This is a genomic window from Neobacillus drentensis (assembly GCF_021560175.1).
Classification (GTDB): domain Bacteria; phylum Bacillota; class Bacilli; order Bacillales; family Cytobacillaceae; genus Neobacillus; species Neobacillus drentensis_A.
The window spans coordinates 4701756-4714362 of sequence record NZ_CP091110.1 but is presented as its reverse complement, the minus strand read 5'-3'; the positions used below and the strand labels follow the sequence as shown (position 1 = coordinate 4714362).

Below are 12607 nucleotides of genomic sequence, written 5' to 3'. Positions count from 1 at the left end.
AATTATCAAGATTCTTTCTTACTATAAAAAAATATAATACAATATTTAGTAGGCAGATTTTGTCTAATTTTGTATAAAAAAGTTCCTATAATTTATTTTTTTATAGGATAATAGTCTAGTTGGAGAAGGGAAGTGTCAAAATGCAGTCGTTTATATGGGCCATTGGTTCAGGTTTACTGTTACTATTAGTTTTAAATTTCATACCGATTGGTCTTACCTTCAAAGGAAAGCTTTCTGTTGCTTTGATTGGTTTTGTGTTGGCCCTTGCAGGACTAGTTGTTGATACTTCAATCCCGTTATGGCAGACAGGGTTAATAATACTATTACTAGTATTGATTTCAGCTTATATAATGGATACTCGGTTTGGGTCGTTAATATATATTTCAGAATCCGATTTACTTGAATTACAAGTAGAGGAAAACTTTGAATATGATGTGTTTAATCAAAGCACTGAAAAGCATTTAGAAATGGAATTGCTTGACCTAGAAGCCGAACCAGAACCAGAAGTATTACCTACATTACATTTAGAAGAAACTCAGATGATGCCATTCTCCGAAGAATCCCAAAATGAAGTGGAAAATAAGGAAATAGACAATGACGATCTATTATTTCTTGATGATACGATTGAACCTGATGACAGGGATGAAGATATAGTAAAGGAAAATGAAACTGGAGAAGGCTATCTATCAGATATAGAAAGTTTGCTATTTGAAGAGTTGGAACTGACTAATTCTAATTATGAGGGCCGCCTTCAGGTTATGGAAGACCTTGAATATGATGTTTTTAATCAAAGCACTGAAAAGCATTTAGAAATGGAATTGCTTAATCAAGACGAACAAGAATCAGAAGTATTACCTATATTACATTTAGAAGAAACTCAGATAATGCCATTTCCCGAACAATCCCAAAATGAAGTAGAGATAGGAAATAAGGAAATAGACAATGACGATTTGTTATTTCTTGATGATACGATTGAACCTGATAACAAAGATGAAGATATCGTAGAGGAAACGGGGGAAGGCTATTTATCAGATATAGAAGGTTTGCTATTTGAAGAGTTGGAAGTGACTGATTCTAATGATGAGAGCCACCTTCAGGATATCAATGTTTTTGAAACGGAAAACAAAGTTACGGACTCGGTTATTAGTGAAGAGGATAATAATTCACTTAACGAACTTTTCCTTGCAATTGAGGAAGCTGCTGCAGCAAAAAATGCAGAAAGCAAAAAGGAAAGCGATCCGGAGAGGGAATTCAAATTACAAAAGTAGTTTGATAGATTGGGGCAGGGATATGAAGAAAAACACTCAGTTTATAAAATTATTTATCGTACTAGTCCTTAGTACAGCATTTATCTTTAGTACCTCTCACTTTGGAGCAAAAGCCTACGAAAAATTGTCTACTCTTGATGGGAAATATTCCGATGGAACCCAAATTGGTCAGATAGATATTTCGGGAAAAACAGCTGTAGAAGCAGCCAGTTTACTTGAAAAACAATACCTAGATTGGCTGAAAAAGGCTAAATTTACCTTTCAATATAGTGAAAAGACAGTTCCGTTTGATTTGCATCTTTTCAACCTCGACAAGGTAACAACAATTAATTCCATTAAGGATGGACAGGCCAATCCTGTCTACGTAACGATTGATTTAACACAGCTAGAGGACCAAGTTAGTATTCTGTTCCCAGAGCTTACTAGTAAGGATGTTGATTTTACAAAACTGAAATCAAGTTTAGAATCAAATGCCTCTACACTTCAAAAAAGTCAACAAATCTTTAACTTAACAAATGATTACATGCTGGCAAACGCAGTTAAAAAGGATTTTGTTATCAATGAGGCTGTTCTTAAATTAAACGATATACCTATTGAACTTCCTGAATTCATCGAAAAAAACCCAGAGATTAAAATTGCAGAGGGAGAAACATTTTCCGTTCTTGACTATGCCAAGATTTTGAAGATTACCAATGCCAACATACTAAGTTTGCTTGGAACAGGGATTTATCAAGCGGTATTACCAACAAATTTCACTATCGTGGATCGAAATATTAGCACTACACTTCCCTACTATGCAGGATTGGGAATGGAAGCTCGCGTGAGTCCTGAGAATAACATGGACTTCATTATCACCAATCCAAATAAAACAAGCTATACTCTTGTGCTTGGTTTAAAAAATAATCAATTAACTGTGAGTTTAAAGGGTGAAAAGCTCCTTTATTCCTATAAAATCAATAAGAAAGACGAACAGTTAATAAAACCGAAAACAATTGTTCAATATAGCCCACAATTAAAATCAGGGAATACAATCGTCAAATCGGCAGGTAACGATGGCAGATACGTAAAAATTTACCGTGATATCTATCAAGGAGAACAGCTTTTAAAGACAGAATTTATTTCTGAAGATTATTATTCTCCTTCCTATCGAGTGGAGATTCATGCCCTAACGGGTACAACACAGGGAACAGCGACAACCGTAAATCAAACAACAACAACAACTACTCCTTCAACTGAAACTAGTCCTGATGGAAGTCAAACTACTTCAACATCTGGTACGACACAACAAGATTCCAATGTTGATGACCTTTGGGGGAAGCCGAATGAACAACCAAAATAAAGTTGATAACAATAGAAAGCAAACAAGAAAACGATTAGGTGAATTATTAATTGAACAAGGTCTTGTTACACAAGAGCAGCTTGCTGCTACCATAGAAGAAAAAGGGTCCAGCCAAAAGCTTGGTGAAGCCTTGCTCCAAAAAGGATATATAACAGACCAGCAATTGGCAGAGGTATTAGAGAATCAGCTGGGTATCCCCCATGTGAATCTAGTACAATTTCCATTTGATACAAGCTTATTTTCCTTAATTTCAAAGGATATTGCGAAAAGGAATTTGATTGTACCGCTTAAAAAAGAGGGAAATAAGCTGTTTGTGGCAATGGTCGATCCAATGGACTTTATCATCATCGATGATTTACGCCTTTCTACTGGCTTCCAAATTGAAGCGGGGATTGCGACAAAGGAGGATATCCTCCGAACGATCAATAAGTATTATGAAGATGATGATGGGTTTGAGGAGCTTTTTGATGACTTGACTTCGAATGATAGGGGCAGGGAGGAAGACGTTACAAACCAGGATTCACCGATTGTGCGCCTTGTTAATCAGCTTCTTACCAATGCCGTTATTCAAAAGGCCAGTGATATTCATATAGACCCACAAGAAACAAAAATCGTCATTCGCTATCGTGTTGATGGTGTGCTTAGGGTGGAGCGTACTTTACCCCGTCATATGCAAAGCGTTTTAACAGCAAGAATCAAAATAATGTCTAATTTGGATATTACCGAGCATCGGATTCCACAAGACGGACGAATCAAATTGCACCTCGATTTTTATCCCATTGATCTCCGTGTCTCTACCCTGCCAACTGTCTATGGCGAAAAAATAGTTATGCGATTATTGGACATGGGAGCAGCCTTAAATGATTTAAATAAAATAGGCTTTAATGCCCTAAATTTTAAGAGGTTTAATCAATTAATTGAGCAGCCAACAGGGATTGTGCTGATTACTGGCCCTACGGGGTCAGGGAAATCCTCCACCCTTTATGCGGCTTTAAATAAATTAAACAGTGAAGAGGTCAATATCATTACAATTGAGGACCCGGTTGAATATCAATTGGAAGGAATTAATCAAATACAAGTAAATCCAAATGTCGGGATGACCTTTGCTGCAGGTCTGCGTTCAATCCTTCGTCAGGATCCAAATATAATCATGGTCGGAGAGATTCGAGATAAAGAGACGGCAGAGATAGCAATTCGTGCATCTTTAACAGGGCATTTAGTATTAAGTACTCTGCATACAAATGATTCACTAGGAACCATAACCCGTCTCAATGATATGGGTGTAGAACCGTTTATGATTGCCTCCTCTGTTAGTGGGATTGTCGCACAACGACTTGTCAGAAAGGTGTGCCGGGATTGTGCAGAATCACAAGAGCCTTCACTTAGAGAAAAGGAAATCTTTGCAAGACGTGGTTTGAAGATTGACAAGATTGTCAGAGGCAAAGGATGTCCTTCCTGCAATATGACAGGCTATAAGGGAAGAATTGCCCTCCATGAGGTACTGGTTCTAGACGATAACATGCGAAGAATTATCATGAATGATAACTCATTTCAAAAGTTAAAAGAACATGCAATTAAAAATAAGACTATTTTTCTAATTGATGATGGTCTATTAAAAGTGAAACAAGGTTTGACAACAACAGAAGAAGTCTTACGTGTTGCCATTCTAGAGTAGGAGCGAGACTATGAATGAAAGAATTGATAACATTCTACGGGCCGCAATGGAATTCAGAGCATCAGATATCCATTTAACCGTTGGAGTACAACCCATTTTTCGTATTAATGGAGATATTAAACGCTATGGGAAAGAGATATTGTTACCAGCAGACACGGAGGCAATTGCCAAACAAATTATCCCCGAAAACTTATATGAACAATTTAAAGAACGAGGGGAACTTGATTTCTCATATGGGATCCCTGGAGTATCCCGGTTTCGTGTCAATGCCTATCATCAACGTAAAAGTGTTTCTCTTGCTTTAAGGGTAGTTGCGTCAAAAACTCCGACACTTGAAGATTTGGATTTACCGGAAATCATTCCAAAGCTTGTTGAAAAGCCGCAAGGATTAATCCTTGTGACAGGGCCTACAGGAAGTGGTAAGTCGACAACACTTGCCTCGATGGTAGATTATATGAATCGCACAATGAGGAAGCATATCATTACCCTAGAAGATCCAATTGAGTATCTTCATAAACATGGAAATTCCATTATTGATCAGCGCGAGGTGGGATTTGATACTAAGAACTATGCGAGTGGTCTAAGAGCAGCCCTTCGTCAAGATCCCGATGTTATTCTTGTAGGGGAGATGCGTGACTTAGAGACGATTGGTATTGCAATCACAGCAGCCGAAACGGGTCACTTAGTTTTTGGTACCCTTCATACCTCAAGTGCACCGGCAACCATTAACCGTATTATTGATGTATTTCCACCAGCACAGCAGCCACAAATACGTGTCCAGTTAGCTTCAGTATTGGTGGGGGTTATTTCACAGCGTCTATTTCCCACAGTGGATAAACAAGGACGAAAAGCTGCAACGGAGATATTAGTGAATAATCCTGCGATCGCTAACTTAATTAGAAGTGAAAAGATTCACCAAATTCAAAGTACGATGCAAACTTCACGCGCCCAAGGAATGCATACGCTGGAGATGAGTATTAGAGACATGCTTGATCGTAATTTGATTCAGAAAGAATCAGCAACTAAATATCTCCAAGAAAAGATGATGATGGATGCCTAGATTTAAGTATTCCGGACGAGATAAACGCGGCAAGAAGCAAGGCGTGATTACGGCAGCTTCCCGTCGTGAAGCGATGGTAAAACTGAAAGATGATGGCGTTAGGGTAGTAGAAATGATGGAAGTCCCTGAGACATTAATGACTATGGAATTATCGTTTGGCAATCCCGTCAAAATGCAGGATTTTGTTATTTATCTCAGACAATTTGCGACCCTATTGAAGGCTGGCGTAACCATTGTAGAGGCAACCGCGGTTCTTGCTGCTCAAACAGAAAGTAAAGGACTTAAGCGTGCTCTACTAGATGTCGAACAGGAACTTCGTGAAGGAAATCCTTTTTCTGACGCAGTTTCTAAACATCCGAAAATCTTTAATTCGATGTTTGTTAACATGGTAAAGGCCGGAGAAGTCAGTGGGAATATGGATGGAACGCTCGAACGGTTAGCTGAGGACTTTGAAAAGCAGCACCATACGAGGGAAAAAGTTAAATCAGCGCTTACGTATCCAGCCGTAATTGGAATTATTGCTATTTTGGCTGTAGTCTTTTTACTGGTTGGGGTTGTTCCTAAATTTGTCACGATGTTTAGCGATATGAATCTCAAGCTTCCTGCTATTACAAAATTTGTTCTAACGGCTAGTGAATTTATGAAAGCCTTTTGGTGGTTAATAGGTCTGTTTTTTGTAGCTATCTACCTATCTTTTATGTTCATGAAAAGAAACAAGCAGGCTAAATACTACTTGGATTTGGTAACATTAAAGATGCCGATATTTGGGAGAATGGTACAAAAAGCACAGTTAGCCCGGATGATGCGTACGCTTAGTACTTTATTCTCTAGTTCTGTGCCGATCCTGCAAGCGATGTCGATTGTCGAAAAGGTTGTGGAAAATGAAGTTATTTCTAAAGTGATTCGTGAATCTCGTGATTCGCTCGAAAAAGGAAGATCAATGACAGAGCCTATGCTTGCCCACTGGGCTTTTCCACCACTTGTGACACAAATGATCATCATTGGTGAAGGAACAGGGGCACTAGATGCAATGCTGTCGAAGATTGCGGAATTCTATGAAAAAGAAGTAGAAGCAGGGACAGATCGTCTAAAGTCGTTAATTGAGCCGATCATGATTGTTTTTTTAGCAGGAGTTGTAGGCGTAATTGTCATGTCGATTATGATGCCAATGTTCTCCATGTACGACCAAATGAGTTAAAAAATTCTACATTTATTACAATTTTTTATCAAACATTACAATTATTCAAAAAATGTGACAAAAAGTGATAAAAAACATCTTTTACATTCTTGTCAATTATTGTATACTCATAGAGAAAATATACTAGGTTCATAGAACCATGAGGAGTGGGAAGATGGTACAAGCTTTAAAAGCAAAAATGAAAGAACAAAAAGGTTTTACGTTAATTGAATTATTAGCAGTAATTGTTATTTTGGGGATTATTGCTGCTATTGCGATTCCGACGATTGGGAATGTAATTAAAAAGTCAGATAATAAAGCAACAGTACAGGAAGGATTGCAAATAATAAATGCAGCTAAAATGTATGTCGCTGACCATTCTAATGCTACTACTCTAACATTGAATATGGATGGGTCTGGTACATTGGATGCTACTGCTGGAACTGGCACTAATATTCCATTAAAAGACTACTTAGATCATGTAAAAGATGATAGCTTTGTAGTTAATGTTACGTTTACTCCGGCTACTGGAAAGTACACTTATACACTATCTGGGCATAAATCTGTAGATTTAGTTGATAAACCAGGTGCGGGTGTAGGTGCTACTAAGGACGGAGTAGCAACAGAAAAAGAATTGATAGATTACACTAACTAATGAATTTAGTATTTATTATCTATGGAGTAGTACTGGGCTCCTTTTTTAACGTCATCGGTTTAAGAGTTCCGGTTAACAAATCAATCATCACACCAAGATCTGCATGTCCAAATTGCGGGCATCAGTTAACACCATTTGAACTAATTCCGGTTTTATCATATATGTTCCAAAAAGGGAAATGCCGCGGCTGTCAGTCGCGGATTTCTCCTATCTATCCTTTTTTTGAACTATTAACCGGAATCTTATTTGCACTAGCACCATACGTGTTTGGATGGTCTGGAGAATTAGTCGTTGCCTTGACGTTTATCTCAATGTTTATTATTATCACCGTGTCCGATATCCATTATATGATCATCCCTGATAAAATTTTAGTTTGGTTTGCAGGGATTTTTTTATTGGAACGAATTATTTGGCCGCTTTACCCTTGGTGGGATAGCATTCTAGGTTCCGTGACAGGGTTTCTTTTGCTCCTCATCATCGCTGTTGTCAGTAAGGGTGGAATGGGCTTTGGTGATGTAAAGCTTTATGCTCTAATCGGCTTCGTGTTAGGATTTAAACTTGTACTATTATCATTCTTTTTATCAACATTATTCGGTGCTGTAATCGGCGGTTTAGCTCTCTTGTTAAGAGTTGTGAAAAAACGACAGCCTATCCCATTCGGTCCATTTATTGCGGCTGGATCATTGACAGCCTATTTTTGGGGTACCAAACTTATTAACCTATACTTTCAAATACTTTACTAAGGATACTTTACTAAGGGGTTCATAAATATGGCTTTTTCCCTCTTTTCTACCAAAAACAGAATAATTAATCTGGTAATAAATGACCATTCCATTCGGTTTTTGGAATTAAAACAAGAGGACCCGCCTACACCACAAAGATGGTTAGAGCGTTTTTTACCTCCCGGAATTATTACGGATGGAAAAATTGTTGATTTTGATTCACTATCGAGCATCCTTGAGGAATGTATTGATGAATGGAAGATTAAGCGAAGGTCGATTCGTTTTATTGTTCCAGATCCACTTGTCATTATTCGAAAGGTCACTATACCTGCAGATGTTCGCGATGATGAAATAAAAGGATATCTCTATTTAGAGCTTGGCTCGAGTATCCATTTACCTTTTGAAGAACCGGTATTTGATTATTACACACTTCCGGATAATGGCAAGACAAAGGATTTATTATTATTTGCAGCCCCTGAACAGAGCGTTATGGAATATGTAGACATGCTAAACCGGATAAAATTAAATCCTGTTGCAGCAGATATTTCTCCGCTGTCGTTATACCGTTTATATCATAAATTAGACAGGGCAATAGCTGATGAGATTTTATTCACTGTTCAGTTTGATTTAACAAGTGTTAATTTATGTATCTTTGATGAAACGGTTCCGGTAGTGATGCGCCAGTTCTCCTTGCCATATGATATCGACCAATGGGAAATATCACGAGGTCCACTAGGGTTAATGGTATGTAAGTTTAACGGAGACCCAGAAGAATTGGTGATCCAGTTTGAAGAAATCTTTAAAGAAGTGAATAAGTTATTAGATTTTTACCGATATTCACACAATAATAATGAAAAGCAGGATGTTTCAAAGTTTCTCTTAAATGGCGACCATCCGATGTTGATGGCGATTTATGATGAAATGAAAGAAAGATACGATATACCTGTTGATTTCATCACGATTGACAGCGAACCGAAGAGTAAACAACTAAGCATACCGACCAATCTTTTACTACCTTTAGGTCTTGCTTTAAAAGAGGTGCAATGATGCTAGTAGAAATTAACCTGCTTCCTCAAAAAGAGCCTAAGAAATTTAATATTATTTATTTATCCACTATTGTCGCGGTACTAGCCCTGATTAGCGGTTTATACTTTTGGCAAATTCAATCTATAAAAAGCGAAGTGGATTCTGCAGATAAACAAATTGCTATGACTAAAAAAATAGCTGAAAAGGAAGAAAAAAGTACCCAAACAACTGAAGTTGCTTCATCAGCTAGTTTATTAAAAACATCAGTAGATTGGGCAACTGATTATCCGATACAAACAATCCCAGTAATGAGACACCTTAATTCATTATTGCCAGAACGTGGATTTATCCAATCTTTTGCCTATACTGAGGCTGGAACGGTAACAATTAGTGTGCAATTTGATAGTACGCGTGAAGCTGCTTATTTTTTAGAAAGCTTAAAAGAATCTGATTGGATTGAAGACGCAAGCCTTAACTCACTATCTGCAACTGAAACTGAACAATCAGCTGCTAACACTTCAGCACAGTCAACCGGACAAACAGCTACAAGTGCTGCAACTGAACAAACGACAGCTAGTACAACTAACACAGCGTCGCAGGGCACTGTCTCTAACCAAGCTACAACTACTGTGGGGCAGACTTCTCAAATCAATACAGCTGGAACTACAATTAATCAAAACAATACAAACTCGACTAATACAGGCGTTGGTGCCAGTGGAACTGCCGCTGCCACAACGAAACCTGATCAAAATATTCTGCCTCGTTACGTTGGTCAATTTGAAATAAAGTTTAATAAAGATGCGATAAAAGAGTCAACGAAGGAGAAGAGGGATGAGGAAGGGGTGACAGCTCCGTGAAGTTCAACCTTTCAAAAATAGATAAGATTATTGTCGGTTCTGGAGCGGTTTTAATTGTCATTGTCTTCGTTTATTCTCAGTTTTTTTCGCTTAGTCCCTTAAAGTCTGACTTAAGCATCAAAGAGCAGGCACTGAAATCTGAACAAAAACTATTAGAAGTTGTTAGCCAGAAAAAATCGGATACGAACAAATCTAAACCGGAAAATACAGTAGAACTCCAAAAAAGGGTTCCTGTAGAGCCTCTTCAAGAACAGTTTATTCTTGATTTAGAAAAGGCTGAAACGGTGTCTAATAGTAAGATAAAAACGATGAGTTTTTCTAAAGATGTTGCTGTTACGGTTGCCACCGATCAAACAACTACACAAACGACAACAACCAATCAATCTGACGCTGCGACTACCGCGACTACTCAGAGTACAACCAGTACAACAACAACGGACCAATCAGGAACCCAGCAACAAGCTGCTACTCCTTACAGCGGGTTAAAAAAATTAACGGTTCAGCTGTCAGTAGAGTCATCAACCTATCAGAACTTGGAGAAATTCATTCAAACAATTGAATCTCTTCCAAGGATTGTGTCTGTTGAAGCGATTAATTATACAGGTGAAAAAGAGGTTACGAGCCTAGAAACGGAGACTCAGCCGTTAACCTATTCACTTACGGTTTCGACCTTTTATATGCCTAGTCTGACAGATTTGCAGGCAGATCTCCCAAAAATGGACTCTCCAGCACCGGCCGGAAAGGAAAACCCATTAAGTCAATATCCTGCAACAGCAACCACACAGCCATAGTTAATACCATGCCGAACTAACAAATAATTTGGCGAAAGACTACCATAACAAGACGACAAAAGTCTTGTTATTTTTTTTTACCTCTATGTTAGGATGAAACCAATGACCCTTCGGAAGAGAGAGGAGTACAAACAGTGGACAAGCCTAAAAAAGGCAATACAATCACGATCAAATTAAATGGTGAGACTAAAGCCTACCAAGAAGAACCAACACATACCGAACCGGAAACTAGCCTCGAATCAGCTACAAGAGTGATAAAAATAGATTCGACTAACCTAGATTCAGATGTATTTTTCGAAACAGCCGCCGCACAGGAATCCGTCGATGAGAGCTTTGACTGGATTATTCCCGAATCCTCCGAACAAGAGATAGAGGAATTTACGATCGCAGGCAATAAAAAAACAAACAAGACCAGCCTCCCCAAAATAACAACCTTCTCTACCAATTCTAATAAGAAGAAGGACCGAAACATTCTATCTATAATAATTTCGGCCACCTTCGCCATTCTGCTCGGTACGACGATTGGGTTTGTAATGTTGAAATTAGTGATTGCTGGGCCTACGAACAAGACAGGCACCGCAACAATCCCAACTGTCGTTGAAGAAAAAGGAAACACGACAGTAGCAAATACCGGAGAAAAAACAAACAAAGTTACCTTAGATCAAATGACAACCTATGTGATCCAAGGTGGGGTGTTCTCCTCGAAAGACGGGGCAAAGGAAACATCGACCGAGGTTACCTCAAGAGGGGTTCCGGCAAAGTTAATTGAAATAAGTGGGAAGCAATATCTATTTCTCGGGGTAGCAGATTCCATAGAAACAGCTAAATCACTCGGCAATCAATATAAAGCAGAGGGTGTAGGGGAGGTCTTTGCAAAGCCGCTATTACTTGATGAAAAACAAGTATCCGGTCTTAATAACAAAGACAAAAGCTTCCTAGAGCGTGTGCCTGCTATCTATGAAACGTTATCACTAGCAACCGCAACTGCACTATTAAATAATGAACTGTCTGCTGAATCGACAAAGGCAATTACAGGCATTGAGGAACAATTAAAGACGAGCGGCCTAAAGAATGAAAAGGTAAAGGCGATAAAAACCGAATTAACAACCGTGGTTGATAAGCTAGATTCTTATCAAAAGTCCAAAAGTAAAAAGAGTCTCAGTCAAGCCCAGCAACATCTTTTAAACTTTCTAAGTGCCTATTATTCATTGTAATCGACAATAGATGATATTTTCCGGGAAATAAGCCCTATCATTCAAAATGGGGGCTTATTTCTTTTTTATAATAGGATGAAGGCGCTTCCGTATTATTCTTTGCATAAATTGTCAATAATCATCAAAATTTAATGATAATAAAATTGTTTGCTTCTACAATTTCTGATACCATTAACATGTATCTCCCTATAATAAATGCCAAAGGTAAGGTGATTGAATGCAAAACCTCATTTTAGCCTCTTCTTCTCCACGGCGAAAAGAACTTCTAGAAAATCTCCACTTATCATTTGCGGTCTCAAGCAGTGAAGTTGATGAAAGCTTTGATCCGGCACTCTCCCCAGCGGAAGTAGTCATGGAGTTAGCCGAGCGTAAAGCCCAGGTTGTTTTTCAGAAGAATCAAGACTCTTTTGTGATCGGCTCGGACACGGTTGTGGTTGCGGATAATCAAATCATTGGAAAGCCAGCTGACGAAGCAGAAGCCATTAGCACGTTAAAAAGGTTATCCGGAAGGCTGCACGAGGTTTTTACGGGTGTTGCGATCGTGTCCCCAACAGGTACCACCCAATTTTATGAAAGAACAGAAGTATGGTTTTGGGAGTTAACAGACGAAGACATTTACGCCTATGTGCAAAGTGGTGAGCCGTTTGATAAAGCAGGCGCCTATGGGATCCAGCAGCTTGGAGGCATGCTTGTCAAAAAAATAAATGGAGACTATTTTGCGGTTGTTGGTCTGCCAGTCGCAAGGACCATAAGGGAATTGAAAAAGGCCGGCTACTCTTTGCCATATTAGAAAAGACTCCCACTAAAAAGGGAGGAAAATAAG

12 protein-coding genes are annotated in these 12607 nt (G+C 38.6%); all 12 read left to right on the top strand.

Annotation, left to right across the window (positions count from 1 at the left end; all coding sequences use genetic code 11):
• The first annotated feature begins 140 nt into the window (after window positions 1-140).
• The gene (locus L1999_RS22530) at window positions 141-1268 is read left to right on the top strand and encodes a hypothetical protein (protein WP_235740597.1); all 1128 of its coding nucleotides are present in this window, start codon (window positions 141-143) and stop codon (window positions 1266-1268) included.
• Between the two features lie 22 nt (window positions 1269-1290).
• Window positions 1291-2607 carry a G5 domain-containing protein gene (locus L1999_RS22525; protein WP_235740596.1) on the top strand — a complete coding sequence of 439 codons (1317 nt, stop codon included), beginning with the start codon at window positions 1291-1293 and terminating at the stop codon, window positions 2605-2607.
• Window positions 2591-4282 (top strand): GspE/PulE family protein, encoded by a 1692-nt coding sequence (locus L1999_RS22520; protein ID WP_235740595.1) that lies wholly within the window; start codon window positions 2591-2593, stop codon window positions 4280-4282. Before L1999_RS22525 ends, L1999_RS22520 begins: the two co-directional genes overlap by 17 nt.
• Before the next feature lie 10 nt (window positions 4283-4292).
• The gene (locus tag L1999_RS22515) at window positions 4293-5342 is read left to right on the top strand and encodes a type IV pilus twitching motility protein PilT (RefSeq protein ID WP_235740594.1); all 1050 of its coding nucleotides are present in this window, start codon (window positions 4293-4295) and stop codon (window positions 5340-5342) included.
• Window positions 5335-6540 (top strand): type II secretion system F family protein, encoded by a 1206-nt coding sequence (locus L1999_RS22510; RefSeq protein ID WP_235740593.1) that lies wholly within the window; start codon window positions 5335-5337, stop codon window positions 6538-6540. The genes L1999_RS22515 and L1999_RS22510 overlap by 8 nt, the downstream gene beginning before the upstream one ends.
• 154 nt (window positions 6541-6694) lie before the next feature.
• Window positions 6695-7174: a prepilin-type N-terminal cleavage/methylation domain-containing protein gene (locus L1999_RS29710; RefSeq protein WP_275677205.1), complete on the top strand. Its 480-nt coding sequence runs from the start codon at window positions 6695-6697 to the stop codon at window positions 7172-7174.
• Window positions 7174-7917, top strand: coding sequence for a prepilin peptidase (locus L1999_RS22500; RefSeq protein ID WP_235740592.1), 744 nt, complete (start codon window positions 7174-7176; stop codon window positions 7915-7917). The genes L1999_RS29710 and L1999_RS22500 overlap by 1 nt, the downstream gene beginning before the upstream one ends.
• A 27-nt stretch (window positions 7918-7944) precedes the next feature.
• Entirely contained in the window at window positions 7945-8943 is a 999-nt protein-coding gene (gene pilM / locus L1999_RS22495) for a type IV pilus biogenesis protein PilM (RefSeq protein WP_235740591.1), read from the top strand.
• Entirely contained in the window at window positions 8940-9779 is an 840-nt protein-coding gene (locus L1999_RS22490) for a PilN domain-containing protein (protein ID WP_235740590.1), read from the top strand. Before pilM ends, L1999_RS22490 begins: the two co-directional genes overlap by 4 nt.
• The gene (pilO, locus tag L1999_RS22485; protein WP_235740589.1) at window positions 9776-10570 is read left to right on the top strand and encodes a type 4a pilus biogenesis protein PilO; all 795 of its coding nucleotides are present in this window, start codon (window positions 9776-9778) and stop codon (window positions 10568-10570) included. Before L1999_RS22490 ends, pilO begins: the two co-directional genes overlap by 4 nt.
• A 134-nt stretch (window positions 10571-10704) precedes the next feature.
• A complete protein-coding gene (locus tag L1999_RS22480) occupies window positions 10705-11784 on the top strand; it encodes a hypothetical protein (protein WP_235740588.1) in 1080 nt (359 codons plus the stop codon).
• Between the two features lie 217 nt (window positions 11785-12001).
• Entirely contained in the window at window positions 12002-12574 is a 573-nt protein-coding gene (locus L1999_RS22475; protein ID WP_235740587.1) for a Maf family protein, read from the top strand.
• The last annotated feature ends 33 nt before the right edge of the window (window positions 12575-12607 follow it).

Excerpts from the sequence above, each read along its gene's own strand:
- L1999_RS22530 (WP_235740597.1), top strand. The coding sequence starts at position 141 with ATGCAGTCGTTTATATGGGCCATTGGTTCAGGTTTACTGTTACTATTA.
- L1999_RS22525 (WP_235740596.1), top strand. The coding sequence starts at position 1,291 with ATGAAGAAAAACACTCAGTTTATAAAATTATTTATCGTACTAGTCCTT.
- L1999_RS22520 (WP_235740595.1), top strand. The coding sequence starts at position 2,591 with ATGAACAACCAAAATAAAGTTGATAACAATAGAAAGCAAACAAGAAAA.
- L1999_RS22515 (WP_235740594.1), top strand. The coding sequence starts at position 4,293 with ATGAATGAAAGAATTGATAACATTCTACGGGCCGCAATGGAATTCAGA.
- L1999_RS22510 (WP_235740593.1), top strand. The coding sequence starts at position 5,335 with ATGCCTAGATTTAAGTATTCCGGACGAGATAAACGCGGCAAGAAGCAA.
- L1999_RS29710 (WP_275677205.1), top strand. The coding sequence starts at position 6,695 with ATGGTACAAGCTTTAAAAGCAAAAATGAAAGAACAAAAAGGTTTTACG.
- L1999_RS22500 (WP_235740592.1), top strand. The coding sequence starts at position 7,174 with ATGAATTTAGTATTTATTATCTATGGAGTAGTACTGGGCTCCTTTTTT.
- pilM (WP_235740591.1), top strand. The coding sequence starts at position 7,945 with ATGGCTTTTTCCCTCTTTTCTACCAAAAACAGAATAATTAATCTGGTA.
- L1999_RS22490 (WP_235740590.1), top strand. The coding sequence starts at position 8,940 with ATGATGCTAGTAGAAATTAACCTGCTTCCTCAAAAAGAGCCTAAGAAA.
- L1999_RS22475 (WP_235740587.1), top strand. The coding sequence starts at position 12,002 with ATGCAAAACCTCATTTTAGCCTCTTCTTCTCCACGGCGAAAAGAACTT.